Consider the following 24,624-nt stretch of genomic DNA (forward strand, 5'->3'; position numbering starts at 1 on the left):
TGTACTGCGCGGTGTTCATAGGCCTTGATATTGACCGCTGCGTTTGAGTTCATCGGCGGTTTCGAGGATGCATTCGTGCAGGATCTCGACCACCTCATCAACCTGTGCGTGGGTGATAATCAAAGGCGGCGACATCACGTTCAGGTGCCCGATGGGGCGCACCATCAAACCTTTCGCTTGCGCCCTCAGGTGAATTTTCTCACCGATGTTCAGCGCGTCCGGGAACAACGCCTTGGTCTGTTTATCGGCGACGAACTCGATACAGGCCATCAGTCGTTTGCAGCGCACGTTACCCACCAGTGGCAGCTCGGCGAGGGTTTTCAGCCGTTCCTCCATGTAGCTGCCGACATCTTCTACGTGGGCCAGCAGATTTTCGCGCTCGATAATTTCAATGTTCTTCAGCGCCGCAATACAGCTCACCGGATGCCCACTGTAAGTGAAACCATGGGTGAAGCAGCGGCCTTTGCCGGGTTCACCGATCACCTGCCAGATACGCTCGGAGAAGATGCAGGCGCCGAGTGGCAGGTAGCCCGAGGTCAGTCCCTTGGCAGTGGTGATGATGTCCGGTTGCATACCGAACACCTCTTCTGAAGCAAAGAACTTGCCCAGCCGCCCGAACGAGGTCACCACTTCGTCGGCGACATAGAGCATGTCGTAGCGCTGGCAGACTTCCCACATACGCTTGTGATAACCCTCTGGCGGGATGATCACGCCGCCCGAGCCCATGACGGGTTCGGCGAAGAACGCTGCGACGTTGCCGGCACCGATGGTGAGGATCTTGTCTTCGAATTCGTTGACCAGAAAATCGAGGAAGTCCGCTTCGCTCATGCCTTTCGGGGCCCGGTAATAGTTGGGGCAGGAGATGTGGTGGAACAGGTCGCTCATGAAGTCGAATTCAGGCGCGCGGTCGGCGGCCTTGTTGCCGATCGACATGGTCAGGAAGGTCGAGCCGTGATAGGCGTTGAACCGCGAGATGATGTGCTTCTTTTGGTGCTTGCCACGGCTGTTCTGATAGAACTGGACTAACCGGTAGGCGGTGTCCACGGCAGTCGAGCCACCGGTGGTGAGGAACACATGATCGAGGTCGCCGGGTGCCAGGCTGGCGAGCTTCTCGCAGAGCTGGATGGCGGTGACGTTAGCCATGTCACAGAACGGGTTGGAGTAGGCCAGTTGGCGCACCTGGTTGGCGATGGCCTCGGCCATTTCCTCACGACCCAGGCCAATATTGGTGCACCACATGCCGCCGACTGCGTCGAGGTAGCGATTGCCGGCGGTGTCGTAGATATAGGCGCCATCGCCTGCGGCAATGTTCAACGAGCCTTGCTCACGATGCTCGTCGAACATGTGGAAACCGTGCATGTAATGCGCCTTGTCGGCGGCGACCAGTTTTTCCTGATCAAATTGCGCGAAGAACGCTGGAGATTGAGTTGGCATAACTTCACCTTCGGAATAACTGTGGGGGTGGAAATCCATCGGGTCCCTGACCCCCAATGCCAGTGTAGGAGCAGCCGGTCGACGCTCGATTGCTCGCGATGGATCTGAGGGCGACGCGTTTATCCAGCAAACACGTGTCATCGTTAACGCCCATCGCGAGCAAGCTCGGCTCCTACACGAGGCATTAGGGGCAGGGATCGGTGTTATTTACCGGTCTTCACCATGTTCCAGGTACGAGTGATCAGGCGAACGCTTGCCTGCGATTGAGTCTTCTGGGTGAACAGGCGGTTGAGCGTTTCCTGGTCCGGGTAGATCGCCGGGTTGTCGCGAATGTCCGCAGTCAGCAACGCCGTCGCTGCCTTGTTGCTGTTGGCATAGCGAATGTAGTCGCTGACCTCGGCGATCACCTGCGGCTGCAGCATGTACTCGATGAACTTGTGGGCATTGGCCACGTTAGGTGCATCGACCGGGATGTAGAAGTCATCGAACCAGATCAGCGAACCTTCCTTGGGAATGAAGTAGTCGAGCTTGATTTTCGCTCCGGCTTCCTGGGCACGTGCCTGGGCGGTGGCGTAGTCGCCGGACCAGGTGGCGGACAGGCACAGGTCTCCGTTGGCCAGTCCGTTGAGATAACCGGTCGAGTCGAATTTGCGAATATACGGACGCACCGCCATCAGCACATCTTGTGCGGCTTTGAGGTCTTTCGGCTCGACACTATTGGGATCGCGGCCCAGGTACGTCAGTGCCAACGGGATAATGTCGGTCGGTGAATCGGTCAAGGTCACGCCACAGTCTGCGAAATGCGAAACGACTTTGGGGTCGAAGATCATCGCCAGCGAACCGATGGGGGCGTCCGGCATGCGCTCCTTGATCTTGCTGACGTTGTAGGTCACGCCGTTGCTGCCCCAGGTATAAGGCGCCGAATAGGTCACGCCGGGGTCGTAGGTTTCCAGGCTTTTGAGTACATGCGGGTCAAGATTCTTCCAGCTGGGCAGTAGCGTCTTGTCCAGTGGCTGGAATACTTTGGCCTTGATCAGCAGCGGTACCAGGGCGGCGTTCATCACAACCAGATCGTAGCCGGAGCGGCCTGGCAACAGCTTGCCCTGGACGGTTTCGTAAGAGTCGAAGGTGTCGTAGGTCACCTTGATGCCGGTGGCCTTTTCGAAGTTGGCGATGGTGTTCTCTCCAATGTAATCCGCCCAGTTGTACAGCCGCAGCGTGTTGCTGGGCGCATCCGCGCCATGGCTTGCCACCGGCAAAGCGGCGAACGCCGCGCTGAGTACTGCTGCGAAGATTTTGCGCATATCAGTCCCACCTTGTAATTATTCTTGCGCCCGGGTCGAGCTGCAGGAACCACTCTCACGCAGCGGCTGCAATCGCGCCATAACCCGATCGGGTAGGTGAGCGGTGCGTTCGAGTTTGAAACCTTTTTCCGGGCTATGAACTCCCTCAAATCACGGTTGTTTGAGCACCGTTCAACGCTCGTTGAAAATTCACGTTGAACGAGTGTTCAGTTTCATTTATGTTGGCTGCACCCCCCGGCTGGTTACATGCGGGCTTGCGCTTTTTCTATCTGAACGAGAGGCTCTGGCATGCGGTTTTCACCCTTTGTTGAGCGAATTTCAGGGCAGGGTGTCGCTGCCTGGGACATCCATCACGAGGCTTTCGATGCTCAGCGCAGGGGCGAAGACGTGATTATCCTCAGCGTCGGCTGATCCGGATTTCTCCACCCCGCAGTTCATTACCGATTCTGCGGTAGAGGCCTTGCGCAAGGGTGACACCCATTACACCGAAATCGCTGGCCGCCCGGCCTTGCGCGACGCTATAGCCACCCGTTACAGCCAATCTCTCGGTCGTCCCCTGCAGGCAGAAAACGTCATCACCGTGGCCGGTGCGCAGAACGCCTTGTACGTGACGTCTATGTGTCTGTTGCAGGCCGGCGATGAGGTTGTCGTACTCGATCCGATGTACGTCACCTACGAGGCGACGCTCAAGGCCAGCGGCGCGACCCTGGTGCGGGTGCCGTGCTCCGCAGACTCGGGTTTCCGCCTCGACGCCGCGCTGTTGGCAAAGGCCATTACTCCTCGAACCCGGGCGATTTTTTTCTCCAATCCGAATAACCCTACCGGCGTTGTGCTCAGTCGTGAAGAGCTGCAGGGTATCGCCGATCTGGCGATTGCCCATGACCTGTGGGTGGTGGTGGATGAAGTCTATGAAAGCCTGGTGTTCGATGGCGAATACCTCAGTCTCGCCGCGTTACCGGGCATGGCTTCGCGCTGCATAGTGATCGGCAGCCTGTCCAAATCCCACGCCATGACCGGCTGGCGCATCGGCTGGATCATTGCCGAACCGACCATGATTGCCCACGCCGAAACCCTGGTGTTGAGCATGCTTTACGGTTTGCCCGGTTTTGTCATGGAGGCGGCGCTGACCGCGATATTGGCCCATGACGAGGTCACCCAGGGCATGCGCGAGACCTATCGTCGGCGGCGCGATCTGGTGGTCGAAGGGCTGAGTAATTGCCCGGGCATTTGCGTGCTAAAGCCGCAAGCCGGGATGTTCGTCTTGGTGGATGTGCGCGATACCGGGCTTGGCTCACTGGATTTCGCCTGGCGTCTGTTTCGTGAAGCCGGCGTGTCGGTGCTCGACGCGGCGGCGTTCGGTAAGCCCGCCGAGGGCTTCGTTCGGCTGTCGTTCACCTTGGGTGAGGAGCGGCTGTTGCTGGCTTGTGAACGAATCACCGCATTCGTCCGGGCTCTGCAAGCCGAAGTGCCGACACGAGTCAGAATCGCCGTCGCTGCGGCTGTAACACCGCCCGCGCCCGCAGCGGCGAAGAAAATGATCGAGGTCGACACGCTGCATAAACGCTTCGGCAATATCGAGGTGCTCAAGGGCATTTCCCTGACCGCTCACGAGGGTGAGGTGATCTCCCTGATCGGCGCCAGTGGCTCAGGCAAAAGCACACTGCTGCGCTGCATCAACATGCTCGAAGTGCCGGACCAGGGCAGCATTCATGTCGACGGCGAAAGCATCAAACTCAATTACGAGCGGCCCGGCAGCCCGCTGGTTGCCGACGCGAAACAACTGGTGCGCATCCGCTCCACCCTCGGCATGGTCTTCCAGAATTTCAACCTGTGGCCCCATCGTACGGTGTTGGAAAACCTCATCGAAGCGCCGATTCAGGTGCTGCGCGAAAGCCGGGCCGAATCCATCGAGCGCGCTGAAGCGCTGCTTGAGCGGGTCGGGTTGTCGGCCAAACGTAATGAATACCCGGCCTTTTTGTCCGGTGGACAGCAACAGCGGGTGGCCATCGCCCGCGCCTTGGCCATGCGGCCCAAGGTCATGCTGTTCGATGAACCCACCTCGGCGCTGGACCCGGAGCTGGTCGGGGAAGTGCTGAAGGTGATCCGCTCACTCGCCGAAGAAGGCCGGACCATGATCCTTGTGACCCATGAAATGGCCTTCGCCCGCGATGTCTCTTCCAAAGTGGCCTTTCTCCATCAAGGGCTGATTGAGGAAACCGGTTCGCCGGATGAAGTGTTTGTAGATCCACGCAGTGAACGTTGTCGTCAATTCGTTAACGCACATCAAACTCGCTAACTCCAACACACAATAAAAAGACGGGGCAACATCATGGGACAAAAACGTTTGGCAAACTGGTTGGGCAGTGCAGTGTTCATGCTTGTGGCAGGCACCGGCCTGGCTCAGGCAAAACCCATTGTGTTTGCGGTCGCGGCGGAACCCTATCCACCGTTCACCCTGAAACAGGCCAATGGGCAATGGTCCGGGTTCGAGGTCGACCTGATTCACAAGCTGTGCGAAGAAATAAAGGCGCAATGTGAGATCAAGGAAGTGGCGTGGGACGGGATCATTCCATCGCTGCTGGCGAAGAAGATCGACGTGATCTTCTCTTCGATGTCGATCACCGAAGAGCGTGAAAAGCAGATCGCCTTCAGCAAGGCTTATTACGATACGCCGGTAGCAATTGCCGGTCCCAAAGGCACCAAAGTGGACATTTCCCCGGCCGGGCTCAAGGGCAAGACAATCGGCGTGCAGATTTCCACGGTCAGCGCCAACTTCCTCAAGAAATACTACGAAAACATCGCTGACCTGCGTTATTACGACACTCAGGATTCGGCCAACGCCGACCTCATTGCCGGCCGCATCGACCTGATGATGGCTGACGGCACTGCGGTGTCCAGCTTCGTCAAATCCCCGGACGCCAGTGGTCTGGACAACCTCGGTACCGTGCCGTACGACCCGGTATTCGGTCGCGGTGTAGGCGCGGGTCTGCGCAAGGACGACACCGAACTGAAAGCCCATCTTGATACGGCCATCAAGACGCTACTGGCGAGCAAGGATTACGACGCCATCTCCCAGAAATACTTCGATATCAGCGTCAAGCCCGCTCAATAACGGATCCGTAGGTTAAACGCATCTACTGTAGGAGCGAGCTTGCTCGCGATAGCGGAATAACATTCAGCAGTGATGTCGACTGTCAGTCTGCTATCGCGAGCAAGCTCGCTCCTACATTGGATTGTCGCTATGGGTGAGACCGTCGATAAATCCGTGGAGGGCTGAGATGCCGGCGATATTCGATTTGATTGATTTCAGCGAGCAAGGATGGGGAAACGCGCTGATGAAAGGGTTGTGGATGACCCTGCAAATTTCGGCCGGGGCCTTTATGGTCGGTCTGTTCATCGGCCTGGTGGTGGCCTGCGCCAAACTCAGTGGGCCGCGCCCGGTGGCGACTCTGATGCGCGGTTACACCACCTTGTTTCGGGCAATCCCGGAGTTGTTGCTGATTTTACTCCTGTATTACGTAGGCTCCATGGGCCTCAACGCGCTGATGGTGTGGGCCGGCTATTCCGAAGTGAACGTCAGTGGGCCGTTGGTGGCGATTCTGGTGTTGGGCCTGGTGCAGGGCGCGTACGCCTCGGAAATTTTTCGTGCGGCGATTCTGGCCATTCCCCATGGGCAGATCGAAGCGGCGCGCGCTTTCGGTTTGAACGGCTTCGGGCTGTTTCGCCGGGTCACGTTGCCGATCATGGCGCCGTATGCGCTGGCCGGCATGTCCAACTTGTGGATCAACCTGATCAAGGACAGCGCCCTGATCAGCGTGGTCGGGACCAACGAGCTGCTCTACACCGCCAAGCAGGCGGCCGGTTCAACCCGTCATTACCTGCTGTTTTACCTCACGGCGGCCGCGCTTTATTACCTGGTGACACTGACCTCCAATTACCTATCGGGACGCATCGAGCGACGAATCCGTCGCTGGATGCCTTTGGCTGAGTGAACGCGATGATTCCAGCGTGGATGTTCGAATATGCGGCGCTGATGGTTCGAGGCTTGCAAACGACGATCTCGATTCTGTTGATTTCCAGCGTGTTGGGCTTTGGGTTGGCGGTGCTGACGGCACTGGCCCGCTTGTCGCGGCGCAAGCTGATTGCCAAATGCAGCCTGGCCTATACCAGCGTGATTCGCGGTACGCCGTTGTTGATCCAGATTTACATCTTCTACTACGGACTGGGCAGCCTGTTCGCACAGTTTCCGGCGCTGCGCGGTAGCTTCCTCTGGCCGTTTCTACGGGAGGGTTACTGGTACATCGTGTTTGCGTTGGTGCTGTCGGTCGGGGCTTATGTCGGCGAAGTCATTCGCGGTGGGCTGATGGCGGTGCCCAAAGGGGAAATGGAAGCCGCTTCGGCGTTTGGCATGACCCCGCGTCAGGCGTTGCTTCGGGTCCGTCTGCCGCGCGCGATGCGCCTGTTGCTGCCGACCCTGGCGGGTGAAAGCGTGATGTTGATGAAGTCGACCGCATTGGCCTCGACCATTGCCGTGGTCGATTTGTTGGGCGCAGCCAACGTGGTTCGGGCTCAGACCTTTCAGATTTATCAGCCATTGCTGTTGGTGGCGGGCGTTTATGTCTGCCTGACTTTCCTGATCGAAGCCGTGTTCGCCATTGCCGAGCGGCGGGGCACTCCGTTGCGCAGGTCCGTGGGATGAGCACATCGAAGGTCGACCGTTCGCTGCAAGGCATCGCCTTGTGCACCCTGGCCTATGCCTTTTTGGCCCTGCAGGATGCGGCAATCAAGTGGCTGGTGGCGGATTACTCGGTCTTCACCATCCTGTTCTGGCGCAGTCTGGTGGTGGTTGTAGCCTGTGTTCTGGCTGGGCGCATGGGTTTGCTGCAACGAGCCTGGCGCTCGTCCAGCATGCGTCTGTTGGTGACGCGTGGGTTGCTGTCGATTGTCGCCTGGCTGTTGTATTACACGGCGGCCCGGGACCTGACCTTGGCGGAAATGACCACGTTGTATTTCTCCGCGCCGATCATGGTCACCGTGCTTGCCGCAGTCATTCTCAAAGAGCGCGCCAGTCGTTGGCAGTGGTTTGCCCTGATCATCGGTTTTGTCGGCGTTGTCATCGCGTGTCGGCCCAGCAACATGGTCGAACCGCTGCCGATTGCGCTGACTTTGTTGGCGGCGATGTGCTGGGCATTTACCTATATTCAGTTGCGTCAGGTCGACAACGAAACCTCGGTACTGGAACAGATGCTGATCACCAATGTGGTGTTCGTGATGTGCATGGCCGTGGCGTTGCCCTGGACCCACACGCCGCCGCCGACTTCGGCCTGGCTCGGCATGCTCGGTGCCGGCCTGGTTGGTGGCATTGGGCAGTTTCTGTTGTTCGCCAGCTTCCAGCGCGCTACCGCGACCTTGCTGGCACCGTTCGAATACACCGGTTTGATCTGGGCATTCATATTGTCGAGCCTGGTCTGGGGCACGCTGATGGATGTGTCGCTGATGATCGGCGCCGGTCTGATCGCGGTCAGCGGCACCTTGGCGATGATCTTCGCCCGGCACCATTCACAGGACGTGGTCGGGGCTGAATGCTCCGTGACGCAGGCCCTTTATCCAGCAGCGGCAGATGTGCAACCCGTTGTCGGGGCTGAAGGTGCTGGGGTTCAGGCACCACTCGAGCCAGAGGCCATCGAGCATCGCCGATAAACCGATGGCTGCCAGGCGCGTGTCGTGAATCACGAAGCCTTCGCCGGCCGCCAAATCGTCGAGTAACTGCCTGATCAGATCAAGGTAGGCCCGATAGCTTTTTTCATGAGACTCACTGACATGGGGCGAATGCCGGATCAGGCTCCAGAACACCACCCAAACGCTGAGCAGTTGCGGGTCCAGCACATTGGACGAGAAGGACCCTACCAGAAACGCGTCCATCCGGGCGGCAGGACCTTGGACTTGATCGACTTCGTGCCAGAGGCCGGCGGTTACTTCGCTGGCGAGTTTTTGATAGGTGTCGGCAATCAGCACGTCGATGCTGCCGAAATGATGATTGAGCAAACCGACGGAAACCCCGGCCTCTTTCGCGATACGCCGTACGGAAATACCGGCGTGGCCGTCGCGCGCCAAGCATCTGAGTGCAGCGGCGACCATCAGGTCGCGACGTTCGTCGGGGTCGGTGCGGCGAAACTTGAACACGTCGGTAGTCATGGGATTCCTTTGACGAAGTTACAGGCTAGCGAGCTTAGTTGAACGACTGTTCAATCTCCAGTCGCACACTTGACCATGCAGTTAGAAAAGGAGGGGAGAGTATGGCGAAAGATGTTTCGTTAAGCGCTCGGGGTGATTCCGGTGAAACGCTACGCATTGGTGCGTGGCGTTTCGACGGCGATGGCGGCGGCCCAAACGTGCACCTCCAGGCAGGGGTGCATGCCGACGAAATCGCTGGCATGTTGGTGCTGCATTTGTTGTTGCCGCGTTTACAGGCAGCCCTTGATCAGGGGCTCCTCAAGGGCAGTGTGACGGTGGTGCCGCAAGCTAATCCGTTCGGCATCGGGCAATTTTGGCAGGGGCGGATTCTCGGCCGTATTCACGAGGCAACCGGGCAGAACTTTAATCGGCTGTTTGATCAGTCGCTGGCCTTGACTCGACCAGCGACCAATCTAGGGCATTGGCAAAAAAGCCTGGCGCTATTGGCGGCCGACGCCGACCTGATGCTCGACCTGCACACCGATGATGAAGCGCTGCCTTACCTCTATATCCACCGCAGCTTCTGGCCCAAGGGCCGCGAGTTGGCGGCAGCGCTGAAGGTCGACGTGGCAATCCTCTGGGATGAAGGCGGCGATGGTTCTTTCGAAGAGACCATCATTGAACCCTGGTTAAGAGAAGGCGGGGTCGGTCAGCGGCTGGCCGCGACCGTCGAACTGCGAGGGCAGGCTGACGTCAACGATCTCCTGGCAGAGCAAGACGCCGCCGGGCTCTACGCTTGGCTCTGCGCTTGCGGGGTCATCAATGAGCATGTTCCGCTTGAGGAGTGGCAGGGCGAGGCGGTGGATATCGGCTGTATGGAGTCGATCTTCGCTCCGCAGCCCGGCGTACTGATCTTCGAGAGGGTGCTGGGCGATCACCTTGAAGAAGGCGAACGCTTCGCCAGGATTCTCGGCAGACCAGGCGATCCGGCATCGGAGGTCGTACTGCATGCTGCCCAGTCAGGGCGGATGGTGACCCGTTATCGTGATCGATTGATCCCGCAAGGCGCGGTGGTCGCCAAATTCACGGGGAGTCGGCAGTCACAGAACTGGGCGGGTGGGTTGCTGGATCCGTAACATCGGCGCTTCAGCAAGAGGTGTTTCACCACGCAACGGACGGGTAATTATCCACCTGTCCACTCCGGGTACCGCCCCAACTCGTCGAACAATTCAAAAATGGTTGCCTTGACCTTTTGCACGGCGTTGCTCAGCACCGCCGTGTCATGCCAGCACAGAGAGAGATCACGAGAGAACAGTCCGTGATCGATCTTGGCCAGCTTGAGCTTATGCTGATCAAGTTCAACGCGCGCGGCCGCCCAAGGCAGGATGGTGACGCCTAGCTTTGCCAGAACGGCGGCGAATAACAAGTCCGTGGAATTGGCTTCGAACTGAATGTCACATTGCAGACCGGCCTCGTGCAATGCCGACTCGACTCGACTGCGAATCGTGTTCGGTGCACTTGGCAGAACCAGCGGCATCTTCGCCAGGTCGACGATCGACACCGGTTCATCCGGTATCGAAAATTCCGGCCACGCGACCAGATACAGCGCTTCGGTGAGCAGCCGTTGCGAGGCCACACCACGGGTTTCGACCGCATCGACAATTACCGCGAGCGCAACCCGCCCGACAGTGATCAGGTTTCCCAGGTCGGCGCTCGGTGCATCGATCAACTCCAGCTTGATACCCGGATAGCGGCTGCGAATCGTGCGTGCGAGCGGGATCGCCAACATGCGAGCGGTACTCGACGGCATGCCGACCGACACCTTTCCTTGCGGGAGTTCGGCGTCCTGACGGAGTAGTTCACGGGTACCGTCGGCTTGACGCAGCAGTTCGATGGCATGCCGGTAAAGCGTCTGCCCAGCTGCGGTGGGTACCACGCCATGCACGCTGCGCTCGAGCAATTGCATGTCCATATCACGTTCCAGATTGCGCATCTGCTGGCTGATCGCAGGCTGTGCGATATGCAGCGCTTCACTGGCGCGCGTGATATTGCCGCATTCAACCACCTTGATGAAATACCGCAACTGTCGCAGGTCCATGCTTGCTCCCAAAGACGTTCACCCTATACAAATATCCGATAGAACCAAAGGAATATCATATTTGTAGCTTATGAGGCGGGTGCCTAGACTGATTTCACAATAAACGAAGCGCTGACGGCCGCAACAGCCTCGCGGCGCTTCTATAGGCCTGATCAAGGTCAATGGGAGATCTTAATGTCTAGAGCATTAACAGCATCAGCAACGAGCGTGAAACCCATCAAAACGCCCCTGACCCGCGAGCAGATACGCGGCTTCTGGACGGTCTACGTGGGATGGGTTCTGGATGGCGTGGATTCGGTGATCTTCGCGCTGGTTTTGATTCCTGCCCTGACCGAGCTGCTCCCCGTCTCGGGCATTGACCCAACACCCACCAATATCGCCATGTACGGCTCGCTGATGTTCGGGCTGTTTCTGATCGGTTGGGGCTTGTCGTTTATCTGGGGGCCGCTCGCCGACCGCTTTGGCCGGGTGAAGATGCTGGCGGCCAGCATTCTGGTCTACTCGCTCTTTACCGGGGCGGCGGCATTCTCGGAGAACATTTGGCAGTTGGCCGCTTTTCGGCTGATCGCCGGGATCGGCGTAGGCGACGAGTGGGCACTCGCCGGCACCTATGTGGCCGAGAGCTGGCCGGAAGATCGCCGCAAGATGGGCGCGGGCTATCTGCAAACGGGCTACTACTTCGGCTTCTTCATCGCCGCGCTGCTGAACTACACCGTCGGCGCAACGTACGGCTGGCGCGTCATGTTTCTCTGCGGCCTCTTCCCCGCGGTCATTGCGATCTATACCGCGCTGAAGGTGAAAGAGCCTGGCCAGGTGCGCAAGGCTGCGCACAACGTCAAACGTCCCGACTCGACGACTGCCCCGCGCACATCGTGGTGGGAAATATTTGCCCCCGCCTTTCGGCGACGCACGCTGACCAGCTCCTGCCTGGTCGGGGTTGCTATCGTCGGTTTGTGGGCCGGCTCGGTTTACGAAGCGACGGCTGTCGTGACACTGGCGACGCGCGCCGGTATCGACCACGTCGGGGCGGTGCATCTGGCATCCATTGGCGCTGCGGTGCTGTCGCTCAGCACGATCCTCGGATGCCTCGTGGCGCCATGGCTGGCCGAACGACTGGGGCGACGGGTTGCGCTGGGCATCTACTTTGCGGGCATGGCCACGTCGATCGTGGTCGCCTTCGGTTGGGTTTTCTACATGGACGACGGCCTTAACCTATTCATGGTGTCGTTGGTGTTCCTCGGTTTCTTCGGCGGCAATTTCGCGATTTTCTCACTCTGGCTGCCCGAGCAGTATCCGACCCGTATACGCGCCACGGCGTTCGCCTTCAATGCATCGGTCGGGCGCTTTATCGGTGCGGGCGTCAACTTCCTGTTGGCCGCTGCGATCCACTGGTATGGCTCGCTGGGCGCGCCCATCGCATGGACGGCAGCTGCCTTCGTGATCGGCATTCTGATCCTGCCGTTTGCCGTTGAAACCCGTGATCAGACGTTGCCGCAATAGCGCGCACTCAAAACGGCATCGTTTATTAATTCACTGGAGAACACCATGCAAGCATTGCAAGGCGTAAAAGTAGTCGACCTGAGCCGTGCGCTGTCGGGGCCGTTCTGCACGATGGTGCTGGCCGACCTCGGGGCCGATGTGATCAAGATTGAGCCCGGCCCGACTGGCGATATGAGCCGAACCTGGGGCCCGTTCGACCGGGGCGTGAGTACCTACTACCTATCGTGCAATCGCAACAAGCGCGGCGCGTGCATCGATTTCCGGGATCCCCAAGGGTTGGCCACGATCCATCGGCTGATTGATGAGGCCGACGTCGTGATCGAGAACTTCAAGCCCGGCACGCTTGAGAGCATGGGGCTCGGCTATGACGTGCTCAGCGCACGCAATCCGCGACTGATCATGGGCAGCATCAACGCCTTTGGCGCCGACGGACCAATGAGCAGCTGGCCGGGCTTCGACCAGATTGCACAGGGATACTCGGGGCTGATGAGTCTGACCGGTTTCGTCGATGGCGATCCGACCCGCACCGGCACGGCGATCGGCGACCTGACCTCGGGCATGTGGCTGGTGACGGCGGTGTTGGCAGCGTTACTGGAGCGTGAACGCACCGGGCGCGGTCAGCACGTCAGCACGTCGTTGCTGGCCAGCCTGGTCGGGCTGTTAAGTGTGCACGGTCAACGCTACCTAAGCCTGGGTGATGTCCCGCGCCGCACGGGTAACGCACATTCGGTCATTGCGCCTTACGGCGTATTCCAGACGCAAGACGGCCCGCTCAATCTGGCGCCGATTACCTCTGCCATGTGGGGGCGTTTATGCGTCCTGCTCGACTTACCCACGCTGCCGGACGATCCGCGCTTCGCGACCAATGAAGTTCGGGTCGAACATCGTGACGAATTGAAGGTGATCCTGGAGAGCCGCTTGAAGACTCGCAGCAAGCGAGAGTGGACCGAACTGTTCATCGGTGCGGGGTTGCCGGCTGGCCCGATCAATACACTCGACGAGGTGTTCGACGACCCGCAGGTGGTGCATTGCCAACTGGTCGAGACACTCATGCATCCCAAACTTGGCGCACTGCGTCAGGTGGTGACGCCCGTGTTCAGCGCCACTGATGGGGCTGAACCGTCGGTAGGCGTCAGCCAGCGGCCACCACCCAGCCTTGGCGAGCACAGCGTTGAAGTGCTACGCGAGGCAGGTTTCGACGCAGCCTCGATCAATGCGCTGCTGGCCGCGAAGGTCGTGTACCAGGACACAGACGATTCGCTAGCAATGGCGTCCAGACAATCAACAGGAGCAGCACAATGACCCCGACGCAAGTATCTTCCGCCACCGTGATTGCCAACATTGTCGAAGAACGAATTGGGCGGTTGGTCTTCAGTAATCCCACACGTCGGAACGCTCTAAGCGCCGAACTGCTGATGGCGCTCGACGAAAGTCTTGCCGCATTGGCCTCACAACACATACCGGTCGTTGTACTGGGCAGCGAGTCGGGACAGGCGGTCTGGAGCGCCGGCCACGACATCCGTGAACTGGAGCATGACCGCGACCCGGTTGCCTACGGCAAGCCACTCGAACAAGTATTGCGCCGCATACGCGCCTACCCCGGCGTGGTCATTGCCATGGTATCCGGCTCGGTGTGGGGCGGCGCGGTCGATCTGGTGATGAGTTGCGACCTGGTCGTCGCCGATCGCAGCGCATGCTTTGCCATGACCCCGGTAAACATCGGCTTGCCTTACACAACGAGTGGGCTGCTGCGCTTCTTCAACAACCTGCCAATACACGTGCTGAAGGAAATGTTTTTCTCAGCGCAGGCGCTCGATGCAGAGCGTGCCGAGCGCTTCGGTGTGGTGAACAGGCTGGTCGATAGCAACGCGCTGGAGGCAACTGCGCTTGAACTGGCACGCGGTATCGCCGGCAAGGCGCCACTGGCCATTCAGGCGGTCAAAGAGCAGTTGCGTATCCTCGAAGACTTGCAACCGATCCCCGTCCAGGCAATGGAGCAGATCGCCGAACTGCGTCGGCAGGCGTGCGAAAGCAGCGACTTTGGTGAGGGGCTGGCAGCATTTGCGGCGCGCAGGCCGCCAGTATTCTGCGGTAGGTAATACCCTCGGTGCGTGGCGAAACCGTGCCAATATCAGGATGGTTTCGCCTTCCATGGCAGCACCTGTAAATGCTGCTACGTAGCCATCCTATGGGGCAGGAGACCACGAGAACTCGCATGAAGGTCAAGCATGAGCCCATCCCTTGGCGATCGGTAATGCGAACAGACGTCGGTACAGGCTTTCCAGCCCATCCAGTAAACGCTCGCGCAGTGGTTTGAAACCCAGTACTAGCGCGACGACCCAATTACTGACAAATGCCACCAAGAGGCCCCCGACGATGTCGAACGGGAAATGCACTCCCAGGTAAACGCGAGCCCATCCAACTCCTACGCCAAGCAACAAGAGCAGAGCCCCGGCCTTGCGCAAAGAGCCCCACATAAAGGCCAGACCCAAGGCGAAAAACACAACGGCATGATCGCTGGGGAAGGAGGTTTCCGCTTTGTGTGCCAGGAAAGTGTGACCCAACTCAATCATGAATGGCCGTGGGTGCGTCCAGAGCATGCCGATCAACACGTTGCAACCCAGTGCGAACGCGATACTCAGCACGGCAGCCAACACGACAGCTCGGCTCTCTCTCCCGCCCCATAGCCATAGCCCGGCCAGCAACAGAGGAACACCATAAATCAACCATTGTGCCAGGGCATTAGCCATGAACAGCGCGCCTGAGGAGGGGTTTGCACTGGCATTGATGATCAGAAACAGTGAACGATTCAGTTCTTCCATAACGCGATTTCACTCATAGATAAAATATTGATGGCGGCGAAAGCCTCATCACCTTGATCGCCCGCTACCTTAGGTGGAAATACCCCATTCAAAGCGTAACTGATTCAGCGAAAAAGCTTGCCCGAGGGAGCGTGAAGAAACCGTCATTTTGGACGCGGGAAATTAATAAATCCGTGTTAATCGGGGGGGGGACGGTGCTTCATGCAAAGTGGGTCGAGGAAGGGGGGGGATGCCAGAAAAGATCGCAGCCTGGCGGCAGCTCCTACGCTGACCGCGTACAGCCTCCCGCAGGCTGCGATCTTTTGAGGTTAATGCTTGAACATCACATGCCTTACGGTGGTGTAGTCCTCCAGCCCGTACATGGACATGTCCTTGCCATAACCGGACAGCTTCTGCCCGCCGTGAGGCATTTCGCTGACCAGCATGAAGTGTGTATTGACCCAGGTGCAGCCGTACTGCAAACGCGCAGCGAGGCGATGGGCACGACCGACGTCGGCGGTCCACACCGACGACGCCAGGCCGTAGTCCGAATCGTTGGCCCAGCCCAGCACCTGTGCTTCATCGGTGAATTGGGTGACCGACACCACCGGCCCGAACACTTCGCGACGAACGATTTCATCGTCTTGATGCGCATCGGCCAACACCGTGGGTTCGAAGAAGAACCCGTTGCCTTCCACCGCCTTGCCGCCGGTGATCAAGCGAATGTGCGGTTGCGCCACCGCACGTTCGACAAACCCGGCCACACGGTCGCGATGTTGAGCCGTGATCAACGGACCCAGCTCGGTAGCCGGATCATCCTGCAAGCCGTACTTGATGGTGCTGACTGCCGCGCCGAGCTTCTCGACGAATGTGTCGTAGATGCCTTCCTGCGCGTAGATGCGGCAGGCGGCGGTGCAGTCTTGCCCGGCGTTGTAGAAACCAAACGTACGAATGCCTTCCACGGCGGCGTCGATGTCGGCGTCGTTGAAGATGATCACCGGGGCTTTACCGCCCAGCTCCATGTGCATGCGTTTGACGCTGTCGGCGGTGCTGGAAATGATGTTCGCGCCGGTGGCAATCGAGCCGGTCAAAGACACCATGCGCACTTTCGGGTGAGTGACCAGCGGGCTGCCGACACTCGGGCCACGGCCGAAGACCAGGTTGAGCACGCCGGCCGGGAAGATGTCCGACGCCAGTTCAGCCAGACGCAACGCAGTCAGCGGGGTTTGTTCCGACGGCTTGAGCACCACGGTATTGCCGGCGGCCAGAGCCGGGGCGATTTTCCAGGCAACCATCATCAGCGGGTAGTTCCACGGCGCGATGGAGGCAACCACGCCCACCGGATCACGGCGGATCATCGAGGTGTGGCCGGGCAAGTATTCGCCACCGGCCGTACCGCTCATGCAACGGCTGGCGCCAGCGAAGAAGCGGAACACATCGGCAATCGCCGGAATCTCGTCGTTCAGCGCAGCGCTGTAGGGTTTGCCACAGTTGTCCGATTCCAGCTTGGCCAGCTCCTCGCCGTGGGCCTGGATGACGTCAGCAAGTTTGAGCAACAGCAGCGAGCGCTCTTTCGGCGAGGTCTGCGACCAGCCTTCGAACGCGGCATCGGCGGCGCGTACGGCGGCGTCGACCTGGGCTTCGCTGGCTTCATTGATCTCTATCAGCACCTGACCGAGAGAGGGATTGAAAACAGGTTGGCTCGGGCCTTCGCCGACCACCAACTGGCCATTGATCAGCAGTTTGGTTTGCATATTCATGTTCTCTTCAATGCAGTGCGTAGGAGTTGCCTCAGGCTGCGATCTTTTAGCGCCAATGAAACCGCCAAAGATCAAAAGATCGCAGCCTGAGGCAACTCCTACAGGGGGTTAGTTATTTACCGCTGCTACCGACAACCTTTTCACCGCCGCGAGCCTGATATCCGGGCTTGGCAAGCGGTTTGGAAAACTTCCAGGCATCGCCCGCAGGCGCTGTACCTTTGTCATACGGCCTGCCCAGCAGCATGTAAACCAGACCGGCGCCCATCACCACCAAGGTGGTCAGAATCATCCCGTAGTTGATATGCCAGGGGGCTTCCGGCGTGCGCGGCCATACCATATTGACGATGGCACACAGGCCATAGACGAGCGCCGCAAGGTTTACCCACAGCCCCCAGACGCCGAGGGTGAACTGGCCGTTGGGGCGCCAGCCGTTGGCACGGGCGATCAATGCGGCAATGACGATCAACTGGAAGGCCACGTAGATACCAATTGCCGCAAAACCGACAATAGTCGCCACCGCATCAGCCATGAACAGCCCCAGACAGACAATGGCAGCCGGTACCAGGCCGCTGACCAGCAGCGCGAAAGACGGCACATGGTTGGCCGACAGGCGCTTGAGCAACGAGCTACCGACGATCATTTCGTCCCTGGCATAGGCGAACAACAAACGACTGGCCGCGGCCTGCAGACTCAGCACACAGGAGATGAAAGACACCATCACCACAGCCATCACCAGCCGCGAACCGACCGGGCCGAAGGCAGTGGCCAGGATGGTGGTGACCGGGTCGGTATCTTCTCCGCTCAGAACCTTGGCCATGTCTGGCACGGAGAGGATCAGTGCCAGGCAGGCGAACATCGCCGCAGCGCCACCGATATAGATGGTCATGCGCATGGCCTTGGGAATGCGCTTGCCCGGGTTCGGGGTTTCTTCGGCAACGTCACCGCAGGCCTCAAAACCGTAGTACTGGAACAGACCGGCCAGGGAGGCCGCGAGGAATGCCGGCAAATACGAACCACCGACCTGGATGTTGAAGGTGTCGAACAGCACGCTGAACGGCTGATGACGCTCGAAGATCAGCAGATAGCCGCCGACCAGAATCGCCCCGACCAGTTCACAGAGAAAGCCGAACATCGCCACCCGCGCCAGCAGTTTGGTGCCCACCAGATTCAGCCCGGTCGATAACAGGATCAGCGTGAGGGCAATATAGATATTGGCTTCGGGGCTCGCTTTAAAGCCTAGCAAGGTAGCCAGGTATGGCCCGGCACCCACCGCGACCCCGGCGATGGTCGCACACAAGGCCCAGGCATAAACCCAGCCGACCATCCACGCCCAACGCTTGCCCACCAGACGACGGGCCCAAGGGTAGACACCGCCGGAAATCGGGAATTGCGAGACCACTTCACCAAAAATCAGACACACCAACAGTTGCCCGGCGCCGATCAGCAGATAGGACCAGAACATCGGCGGGCCACCGGCGGCCAGACACAAGCCGAACAAGGTGTAGACGCCGACGACGGGCGACAGGTAGGTAAAGCCCAGGGAAAAGTTTTCCCACAGGCTCATGCTTCGATTGAAATCCGAGCTGTAGCCGAGGGCGCGAAGTTGTTCGGCATCCTGATCGGCACTGACGCTTGCACGCGCGGTAGATGAGCCACTCATGTTATTTCCTCATTATCAATGGCAGGTGATTGCAGGGTTGGCGGGTTGGCCCGCCAATGCTCTTGTAGGAGCAAGGCTTGCCCGCGATGACGATCTCAACGACGCCATCGCGGGCAAGCCTTGCTCCTACGAAGAGCGGTTACGGTTCAAGCCTGTTTTTTTGGCTCACTGTCGCGACCGTCGTCGTACTGCGAGAGCCATTCAACAGCGGCGTCGCGGTAGCGGCTAAAGCCTTTGTAGTCGACCAGTTGCTGGTTCAGGTCCCTGAGGACCCTATGCATGCGTCGGGCCCAGGCCGGGTTGGTGGCGATGTCCTCAAGGCTGAGCAGGTAGGTGCGAATCGGAAAGACGATGGCGTTGCTACGCGGCAGGCGATGCAACGGCTGTAACTCGATGCGCAGGTAGACCAGCTTGCCGGCGTTTTCCGCGGTCACGATGGTCCGATCCGGCGCCCATTCCGGCAGGCTTTCGGCAGAGACCTCCAGACGTGGGTTGACGGTCAGCGACCAGTTCAGCCGGCGTACCGGGTGGCCGGTGCGCAGGCGCAGAAGGAACTTCAAGGCACGGTCGAGCATGCCGATCTCTTTGACCAGCGGCACCGGGCCGTGGAACTCCTCCCAGCTCATGCCAAGGTTGAAGCGCAAGGAGTAATCGGCGCGCTGGGTGGCGATCCCGGCACCCCAGTACAGGGTGCCATCGCGCTCTTCCTGCAAGACCCAGTCACCCTGGGCCTGGCGAGTCACGTATTCCATGGGTTCGTAGGGCAGGGTGGCCGGATCGCCGAAGGTGAAGCGGTCGTCGATGTCCAGCAAACGGTTGACCCAATGCCACTGCCGACCTTCACGCGCCAGGCTGAAGTACTGCGGATAGTCCCGGGCATAGGATTCCATGATCAGTTCGAGCAGGTCCCATTGCGCCTCCATCATGTGCGGCGCCGAGACATAGTGCATGCCCGGATCCTTCTCCAGGGTGATGGCGCGGTCCCGGCACTCGCTGATGTAGTGCTCATCGATATCGAAAGCGGCGCGGAACGCACCATCGCCCACCGATACATGGGGCTCGAGATTCATCGAGTACATGTAGTCGTCGTCAGGGAACGGGAAAGGCGCACGGGCGATCGTTTTCGGGCTGTTGGCAAAGGTGTAGTCGTCGCGATAGGTTTCGTCGGGGTTGAATTGGATGTTCACTGTTATGTCTCCGTCGATCAGAGGTCGATGACCAGGCGATTGCACTTGGCCCGGGATACGCATGGCATGATTTTCTTGCTGGTCAGCTTGTCTTCGTCCGACAGCCAGTCATCGCAGTGGATGAGTTCGCCGTCCAGTTCCAGCACCTCGGTTTCGCAGTGACCGCAGGCTCCACCCCGACACAAGTAGGGCATCGTGTAGCCGGCGGCTTCTACGGCCTCGAGCATGCTCTGGTCGGGCGAAACCGAGAGGGTTGCGCCGCTGCGACCGAGGGTGAAACTGAAGGCTTCGCCGCCGCTGCTTTGTTCGAGGAAGCGTTCGAAGTGCACATGGCTGTCGGTCCAGCCCAGGCCTCGGGCACACAACAATGTGGCGTCGATCATGCTGTCCGGACCGCAAACGTAGACATGACTGCCGAGCGGGCGGGCGGCGAGTACCCGGGCAATCTCCATACGCGGTTCGATACCCTTGCGGTACAGATGGACCTGCTCGCCGTAGGTGGCCTGAAGCTCCTTGCCGAGCTGCGCATGCTCCTCACCGCGGACCGCGTAATGCAGCTCGAAAGGCACCTTGCTCAGACGTAGCTCTTCAAGCTGAGAGATCACCGGGGTGATGCCGACGCCGCCGGCAATGAACAGATGCAGGCGGGCCTGTTTGATCAGCGGGAACAGGTTGACCGGTGGCGTGACCTCGATCAGGTCGCCTTCACGGACGTTGTCGTGCAGCGATATCGAGCCGCCACGGCCACTTTCCACACGGCGCACAGCGATCTGATAGGCGCTGGTGTCGTAAGGGGAACTCAGCAGCGAGTAGGGGTTGCGCAAAGTGTTGTGTTCGTTGGCGATCAGCACCACGACATGGCTGCCACCAGAGAACGCCGGCAGGTGTTCTCCGGTTGGCGAGACTAGGGTGAAGCGCTTGATTTCCGGGGTCACCGATTCGATTCGGGCCACACGCAGATTCAAAGTCCCATTGTTCTGGCTCATGTATCGAGCTCCTCGGCTTGCGGCAATTCACCCGGGACTTCGGCATCGGCCTTGACCGCCTGAAAAGCTGCCAGCCGCCGGGAATAGTGATCGCGCACCACCAGCGTCAGACCGCAACCGGGGCAGTCATAAACACGTTGGGTGACGTTTTCGGTATAGGTGTCGCAATGCACGCACCAGACTCGGCGGACCAACGTTCCGGAGTGCTCGCGAAGCACTTCATCGCGGTTCAGATCGAACAGCGTGGCCACTTGCATGGCACTGCCGAGGAAGCTCTCCGAGCCCGCGAGGTACAGCCGGGTTCCCATGCGAGCTTCGCCGAGCAGGGTCTGGAGGTCGTCGACCAAAGCCTGATTATCCGCATGCACGCGCAGATGATGGCTCGGGTGCTGCTGCAGCTCGCCGAGGAAGTCCTGACCAGAAAAGGATTCCTGCGAGTAAAGCAAGGTGATGTGCAGATCCAGGCCGACCATATCGCTCAGCAAGCGCAACATGGCCCGGCCGCCGCTCCCTTGGCCGGCAATGATGTGCCGGACACCTCCCGGCAGCGGGTGCAACTGGTCATAGACCGGTCGGCTTTTGATCCCGGTGATCAACATTTTTATTGTTCCTCCTGGCTACCGGCTCGGTTGATGGAGGCCGGCTTTGATGCAAAGACCCATAAACGGTGATGGGTTGCAGGTAGCAGGAGCACAGGGCGTGCCAGTTCTATAACCTATTGAATTTAAAGTATTTATATAAATTCAAAGAGCGAGATATAGGCAGGAATGATGATTTCTGTAGGCGTTTTTGCAGCGTTTCACATGGAAAGCAGGAGGTGGACACATCCCTGTGTCGGGGGGAGGGGAGTCAGTTGCGTTGAAGTTTGCGGATCAGCGTGCCGATGTCGATGCCCAAGTGCTGCGCGGCCTTGCGTTTGCTACCGCACAGGTGCACGGCCTTCAGGATTACTTGCCGCTCGAAATGTTGAACCTGGAGCTTGAGGTTCTGTTCAGGATTGTCTCTCGGGTCGCCGTCCACGGCCGAGGGTTTCAGACGTTCCTGGAAACCTGTCGGATCGAGCATCTCGGCCGGTAGATGATGCTCTTGCGCTTCATCGTCGGCGAGTACCGCCAGCCGTTCAAAGATATTCACCAGCTCACGGACATTGCCCGGGAAGTCATAGCTCATCAGCCGATGCCGGCATCCGGCAGACAGGCCCAGTGACGGTTCACGATCACGGTTAATGCGGCTCAGCAGGATGTCGATGAGAAACGGTAGGTCATCGCGGTGCCGGCGTAGCGGCGGGATTTCTACCGGCAGGACCGCCAGCCGATAGTAGAGGTCGGCGCGGAACTCGCCGATGCTGACTAGATGACGCAGGTCCTTGTTGGTGGCGGCAATGACTTGCACCTGCACGTTCTTGCTCAAGGGTGAACCGACCGACTGAATGGTGCTGTCTTCGAGGAACTTCAAAAGCTTGGCCTGAACATGCAAGGGGATTTCGCCGATCTCGTCGAGGAACAATGTCCCACCCGAAGCGGCCTCAATGTAGCCCTGCTTGCCGCCCTGCAGCGCGCCGGTAAAGGCACCGCGTTCATAGCCGAACATCTCCGATTCGAACAAGCTCTCCGGAATGCTCCCGCAGTTGACGTGAATGAATGGTCGGTCGCCCCAACCCGCCGCGCGGTGGATATGCCGGGCGATGGCAGTCTTGCCGACCCCCGGTTCGCCCAGCAGCAATAGCCGCGCGCGACGACGAAAGGCTCGTACTCCGGTGTCGGCGATGCTCGAGAGCTGGGGTGAAAGATGCAGGGCGTTGTCTTGGGGGTCGCAGAGTCCTTGTGTCTCCGCCGGCCGGTTGCTCAACGAGGGGCGTCGCTGTGGCTTGCTGCCGTCAAAGTCCCGCTGGGTCAGCATCATGAAGGGTTTTTCGTAGGCGCTGGTGGGAATCGCATGAGTACTGCTGAGTAGTACCCGGCCTTCCCTTGAGCGGGTCAGGGCACTGTTGCCACCGCGGTTCAGAGCGGCTTGCAAGTCGTCGTAATTCAACGCCGAGCGTTGGAAAAATTCGTTATTGGACAGACCGATGGCTTGCTGTCTTGACAGGTGATTGACGCGTTCGGCGGCCAGGTTGAGAAAACGCACCCGGGCTTCACTGTCAGTAATGATCAGAGCTTCGCCGAAGCTGTCCAGCAAGGCGTGCAACGCGGGTGTTTCGAGCAAGGCGACCAGGATCTCACTGCTGACGTTGACCGAAGAACGCATGCCCATCTGCAAGGAGGGCGGCAGGTTGTTGTCTTTCATGGGTGCAACTCTTCGGCGCGTGTCGCGCCTTGACGCGTTTCACGCAATACCGCGACCCGCCAGGCCACGCCTTCGCGAATCAAGATGCGCGAGCAGTGCACATTGAAGCTCAGGACGCGTCCACTAAAATCGGGCAGAGGCAGGCTATGCCAGGTGCGCTCGGGCAGGGCGTTATCCAGCAGCATGCGAGCAATGCCGGCGCCGTTGGTGATGCCGAACGTGTCCTCGAAGGCCGCGTTACGCCATTGCGGTTGTAAGTGTTCGTCGATCACCAGCACCGCATCCGGCACCGCATCGAACACCCGGCGCAAGGCATCGATGCGCTGCTCGGCGTCATGTTGCATCCTCAATTCCTGGCTGACGTCACGAATGCTGCCCCACATGCGCAACAGATACCCGTTGACGATGGTCGCGCGTACATCGTTTTCTACATAGGCCGGTGAGCCATCGTGACGACGATCCACGGAGAGTGCGCCGTCGACGCTGAACCCTGCTTCGATCAGGCGTCGTACGAACTCTTCGTTGGCCGGGCTGCGAGGCCAGTAAAGGCGCACCGGCTGTTGGTTGAAATCGACATCCGAGGGCATTTCATAGACCTCGGCCATGGCACGGTTGCACAGGCGCCAGTGGGAGTCGTTTTCGAATACCTGGCGAACGATTTCGTCCGGGGAGTTGTTGATGTCCACGGCCTCAGCGAACTCAATACACCAGTAGGCGACCTTGGCGCTCTGCAGCATCTGGCTCATCACTTCATTGGCGTTGTGCATTTCCCGCAGCCGATGACCAAGAGTACCGAGGGGGATTTTCAGCAGATGCAGGTGGGCTGGTTGCATCGAACGCCACTCCAGAAGGCCGCAGGCTATGATCGGCAGCAAGCTGCCGTTGTGACGGATCAGGGTCAGTTCCAGACTCTGAATCCGCTCATCGGCCGGGGGATTAGCAAACAGGTACTGCAAGGCGCGCACAGACTCGGCGCTGTAGATGCGTTCAATCGGCTGATTCTGCAAAGTCTCAAGCTCATAGCCCAGTTGATCGCTCAAGCTGGAAGACAGGCTGATAAGTCGACCGTCAGCACAGACAGTGCTTGAAAGGGGCAGTGTTTTTTCTGCCAGCAAATTCAGGATATCCATCGTAGATCTCGGGCTCGATGTGGCTTATGGAGTACTTGGCTGCAAACACCAGGTAGCAGAAGCAGGGGCATTTTGCATGCCAATTAAAAACCGGGTGGGAGCTAGGCGATTGAGAGCGTTTTGGATGTCAAGTGCTGCGTTATTACAGCAGCGTGTGCATTTTTGCAGCATTTTTTTGGGCAGTTTAGCCCTGTTACATGCCTTGCTCGAGCCGATCTGATCAGAGGCTACTTGCCTGAGTAATGGGTGGAGTGTTGCGCTGGTGAAATTTATGATGTAGTTTTTCATGAAATTATAAGAACAT

Annotated in this window: 21 protein-coding genes and 2 pseudogenes; 11 read left to right on the forward strand and 12 right to left on the reverse strand. The window is 59.1% G+C overall.

Going from position 1 to position 24,624, the window contains the following annotated elements; all coding sequences use genetic code 11:
• Positions 1-15 precede the first annotated feature (15 nt).
• Both ACZYSM_RS12650 and ACZYSM_RS12655 read right to left on the reverse strand, forming a co-directional pair.
• The gene (locus ACZYSM_RS12650) at positions 16-1,434 is read right to left on the reverse strand and encodes an aminotransferase (RefSeq protein WP_489071827.1); all 1,419 of its coding nucleotides are present in this window, start codon (positions 1,432-1,434) and stop codon (positions 16-18) included.
• Between the two features lie 203 nt (positions 1,435-1,637).
• Complete coding sequence (locus ACZYSM_RS12655; protein ID WP_489071828.1) at positions 1,638-2,738, reverse strand: polyamine ABC transporter substrate-binding protein; 1,101 nt, start codon at positions 2,736-2,738, stop codon at positions 1,638-1,640.
• Between the two features lie 288 nt (positions 2,739-3,026).
• Between ACZYSM_RS12655 and ACZYSM_RS12660 the strand changes: the two genes are divergently transcribed.
• From ACZYSM_RS12660 to ACZYSM_RS12690, 7 genes and pseudogenes are all read left to right on the forward strand, one after another.
• Entirely contained in the window at positions 3,027-3,149 is a 123-nt protein-coding gene (locus ACZYSM_RS12660) for a hypothetical protein (protein ID WP_489071829.1), read from the forward strand.
• Between the two features lie 49 nt (positions 3,150-3,198).
• Positions 3,199-4,113, forward strand: a pseudogene (locus ACZYSM_RS12665) (pyridoxal phosphate-dependent aminotransferase); the annotation flags it as partial.
• Positions 4,114-4,272: 159 nt separating this feature from the next.
• Entirely contained in the window at positions 4,273-5,034 is a 762-nt protein-coding gene (locus ACZYSM_RS12670) for an ABC transporter ATP-binding protein (protein ID WP_489071872.1), read from the forward strand.
• A gap of 33 nt (positions 5,035-5,067) precedes the next feature.
• Positions 5,068-5,850: a transporter substrate-binding domain-containing protein gene (locus tag ACZYSM_RS12675; RefSeq protein WP_489071830.1), complete on the forward strand. Its 783-nt coding sequence runs from the start codon at positions 5,068-5,070 to the stop codon at positions 5,848-5,850.
• 166 nt (positions 5,851-6,016) lie between these two features.
• Positions 6,017-6,730 carry an ABC transporter permease gene (locus ACZYSM_RS12680; RefSeq protein WP_489071831.1) on the forward strand — a complete coding sequence of 238 codons (714 nt, stop codon included), beginning with the start codon at positions 6,017-6,019 and terminating at the stop codon, positions 6,728-6,730.
• Between the two features lie 5 nt (positions 6,731-6,735).
• A complete protein-coding gene (locus tag ACZYSM_RS12685; protein WP_489071832.1) occupies positions 6,736-7,437 on the forward strand; it encodes an ABC transporter permease in 702 nt (233 codons plus the stop codon).
• Positions 7,434-8,438, forward strand: a complete 1,005-nt coding sequence (locus ACZYSM_RS12690; RefSeq protein ID WP_489071833.1) for a DMT family transporter — start codon at positions 7,434-7,436, stop codon at positions 8,436-8,438. Before ACZYSM_RS12685 ends, ACZYSM_RS12690 begins: the two co-directional genes overlap by 4 nt.
• Here ACZYSM_RS12690 and ACZYSM_RS12695 read toward each other — a convergent pair.
• A pseudogene (locus ACZYSM_RS12695) lies at positions 8,394-8,933 on the reverse strand (TetR/AcrR family transcriptional regulator); the annotation flags it as partial. The gene ACZYSM_RS12690 and the pseudogene ACZYSM_RS12695 sit on opposite strands and share 45 nt — an antisense overlap.
• 101 nt (positions 8,934-9,034) lie before the next feature.
• Between ACZYSM_RS12695 and ACZYSM_RS12700 the strand changes: the two are divergent.
• A complete protein-coding gene (locus ACZYSM_RS12700; protein ID WP_489071834.1) occupies positions 9,035-10,048 on the forward strand; it encodes a M14 family metallopeptidase in 1,014 nt (337 codons plus the stop codon).
• Between the two features lie 47 nt (positions 10,049-10,095).
• Here the strand turns inward: ACZYSM_RS12700 and ACZYSM_RS12705 are convergent, their stop codons facing one another.
• A complete protein-coding gene (locus ACZYSM_RS12705) occupies positions 10,096-11,010 on the reverse strand; it encodes a LysR substrate-binding domain-containing protein (RefSeq protein WP_489071835.1) in 915 nt (304 codons plus the stop codon).
• 207 nt (positions 11,011-11,217) lie between these two features.
• Between ACZYSM_RS12705 and ACZYSM_RS12710 the strand changes: the two genes are divergently transcribed.
• The 3 genes from ACZYSM_RS12710 to scpB are packed head-to-tail and all read left to right on the forward strand — an operon-like array spanning position 11,218 to position 14,609.
• Positions 11,218-12,510 (forward strand): MFS transporter, encoded by a 1,293-nt coding sequence (locus ACZYSM_RS12710; protein ID WP_489071836.1) that lies wholly within the window; start codon positions 11,218-11,220, stop codon positions 12,508-12,510.
• Between the two features lie 45 nt (positions 12,511-12,555).
• Positions 12,556-13,812, forward strand: coding sequence for a CaiB/BaiF CoA transferase family protein (locus tag ACZYSM_RS12715; protein WP_489071837.1), 1,257 nt, complete (start codon positions 12,556-12,558; stop codon positions 13,810-13,812).
• Positions 13,809-14,609: a methylmalonyl-CoA decarboxylase gene (gene scpB, locus ACZYSM_RS12720; protein WP_489071838.1), complete on the forward strand. Its 801-nt coding sequence runs from the start codon at positions 13,809-13,811 to the stop codon at positions 14,607-14,609. Before ACZYSM_RS12715 ends, scpB begins: the two co-directional genes overlap by 4 nt.
• Positions 14,610-14,732: 123 nt before the next feature.
• Here the strand turns inward: scpB and ACZYSM_RS12725 are convergent, their stop codons facing one another.
• From ACZYSM_RS12725 to ACZYSM_RS12760, 8 genes are all read right to left on the reverse strand, one after another.
• On the reverse strand, positions 14,733-15,332 hold the full coding sequence (locus ACZYSM_RS12725) for a phosphatase PAP2 family protein (RefSeq protein ID WP_489071839.1): 600 nt from the start codon (positions 15,330-15,332) through the stop codon (positions 14,733-14,735).
• Positions 15,333-15,640: 308 nt separating this feature from the next.
• Complete coding sequence (locus ACZYSM_RS12730) at positions 15,641-17,065, reverse strand: gamma-aminobutyraldehyde dehydrogenase (RefSeq protein ID WP_489071873.1); 1,425 nt, start codon at positions 17,063-17,065, stop codon at positions 15,641-15,643.
• Between the two features lie 118 nt (positions 17,066-17,183).
• Entirely contained in the window at positions 17,184-18,731 is a 1,548-nt protein-coding gene (locus ACZYSM_RS12735) for an APC family permease (RefSeq protein WP_489071840.1), read from the reverse strand.
• Positions 18,732-18,877: 146 nt separating this feature from the next.
• On the reverse strand, positions 18,878-19,918 hold the full coding sequence (locus ACZYSM_RS12740) for a heme-dependent oxidative N-demethylase family protein (protein WP_489071841.1): 1,041 nt from the start codon (positions 19,916-19,918) through the stop codon (positions 18,878-18,880).
• A 17-nt stretch (positions 19,919-19,935) separates the two neighbouring features.
• Positions 19,936-20,904 (reverse strand): PDR/VanB family oxidoreductase, encoded by a 969-nt coding sequence (locus ACZYSM_RS12745; RefSeq protein ID WP_489071842.1) that lies wholly within the window; start codon positions 20,902-20,904, stop codon positions 19,936-19,938.
• On the reverse strand, positions 20,901-21,503 hold the full coding sequence (locus ACZYSM_RS12750) for a dimethylamine monooxygenase subunit DmmA family protein (protein ID WP_489071843.1): 603 nt from the start codon (positions 21,501-21,503) through the stop codon (positions 20,901-20,903). The genes ACZYSM_RS12745 and ACZYSM_RS12750 overlap by 4 nt, the downstream gene beginning before the upstream one ends.
• A 250-nt stretch (positions 21,504-21,753) precedes the next feature.
• Complete coding sequence (locus tag ACZYSM_RS12755) at positions 21,754-23,190, reverse strand: sigma-54 interaction domain-containing protein (RefSeq protein WP_489071844.1); 1,437 nt, start codon at positions 23,188-23,190, stop codon at positions 21,754-21,756.
• Positions 23,187-24,320 (reverse strand): PAS domain-containing protein, encoded by a 1,134-nt coding sequence (locus ACZYSM_RS12760; protein ID WP_489071845.1) that lies wholly within the window; start codon positions 24,318-24,320, stop codon positions 23,187-23,189. Before ACZYSM_RS12760 ends, ACZYSM_RS12755 begins: the two co-directional genes overlap by 4 nt.
• Positions 24,321-24,624 lie beyond the last annotated feature (304 nt).

It is taken from the genome of Pseudomonas sp. F220 (genome assembly GCF_057813935.1).

Coding starts and splice junctions, on each gene's coding strand:
- ACZYSM_RS12650 (WP_489071827.1), bottom strand. CDS start 1,434: ATGCCAACTCAATCTCCAGCGTTCTTCGCGCAATTTGATCAGGAAAAA.
- ACZYSM_RS12655 (WP_489071828.1), bottom strand. CDS start 2,738: ATGCGCAAAATCTTCGCAGCAGTACTCAGCGCGGCGTTCGCCGCTTTG.
- ACZYSM_RS12660 (WP_489071829.1), top strand. CDS start 3,027: ATGCGGTTTTCACCCTTTGTTGAGCGAATTTCAGGGCAGGGTGTCGCT.
- ACZYSM_RS12670 (WP_489071872.1), top strand. CDS start 4,273: ATGATCGAGGTCGACACGCTGCATAAACGCTTCGGCAATATCGAGGTG.
- ACZYSM_RS12675 (WP_489071830.1), top strand. CDS start 5,068: ATGGGACAAAAACGTTTGGCAAACTGGTTGGGCAGTGCAGTGTTCATG.
- ACZYSM_RS12680 (WP_489071831.1), top strand. CDS start 6,017: ATGCCGGCGATATTCGATTTGATTGATTTCAGCGAGCAAGGATGGGGA.
- ACZYSM_RS12685 (WP_489071832.1), top strand. CDS start 6,736: ATGATTCCAGCGTGGATGTTCGAATATGCGGCGCTGATGGTTCGAGGC.
- ACZYSM_RS12690 (WP_489071833.1), top strand. CDS start 7,434: ATGAGCACATCGAAGGTCGACCGTTCGCTGCAAGGCATCGCCTTGTGC.
- ACZYSM_RS12700 (WP_489071834.1), top strand. CDS start 9,035: ATGGCGAAAGATGTTTCGTTAAGCGCTCGGGGTGATTCCGGTGAAACG.
- ACZYSM_RS12705 (WP_489071835.1), bottom strand. CDS start 11,010: ATGGACCTGCGACAGTTGCGGTATTTCATCAAGGTGGTTGAATGCGGC.
- ACZYSM_RS12715 (WP_489071837.1), top strand. CDS start 12,556: ATGCAAGCATTGCAAGGCGTAAAAGTAGTCGACCTGAGCCGTGCGCTG.
- scpB (WP_489071838.1), top strand. CDS start 13,809: ATGACCCCGACGCAAGTATCTTCCGCCACCGTGATTGCCAACATTGTC.
- ACZYSM_RS12725 (WP_489071839.1), bottom strand. CDS start 15,332: ATGGAAGAACTGAATCGTTCACTGTTTCTGATCATCAATGCCAGTGCA.
- ACZYSM_RS12730 (WP_489071873.1), bottom strand. CDS start 17,065: ATGCAAACCAAACTGCTGATCAATGGCCAGTTGGTGGTCGGCGAAGGC.
- ACZYSM_RS12735 (WP_489071840.1), bottom strand. CDS start 18,731: ATGAGTGGCTCATCTACCGCGCGTGCAAGCGTCAGTGCCGATCAGGAT.
- ACZYSM_RS12745 (WP_489071842.1), bottom strand. CDS start 20,904: ATGAGCCAGAACAATGGGACTTTGAATCTGCGTGTGGCCCGAATCGAA.
- ACZYSM_RS12750 (WP_489071843.1), bottom strand. CDS start 21,503: ATGTTGATCACCGGGATCAAAAGCCGACCGGTCTATGACCAGTTGCAC.
- ACZYSM_RS12755 (WP_489071844.1), bottom strand. CDS start 23,190: ATGAAAGACAACAACCTGCCGCCCTCCTTGCAGATGGGCATGCGTTCT.
- ACZYSM_RS12760 (WP_489071845.1), bottom strand. CDS start 24,320: ATGGATATCCTGAATTTGCTGGCAGAAAAAACACTGCCCCTTTCAAGC.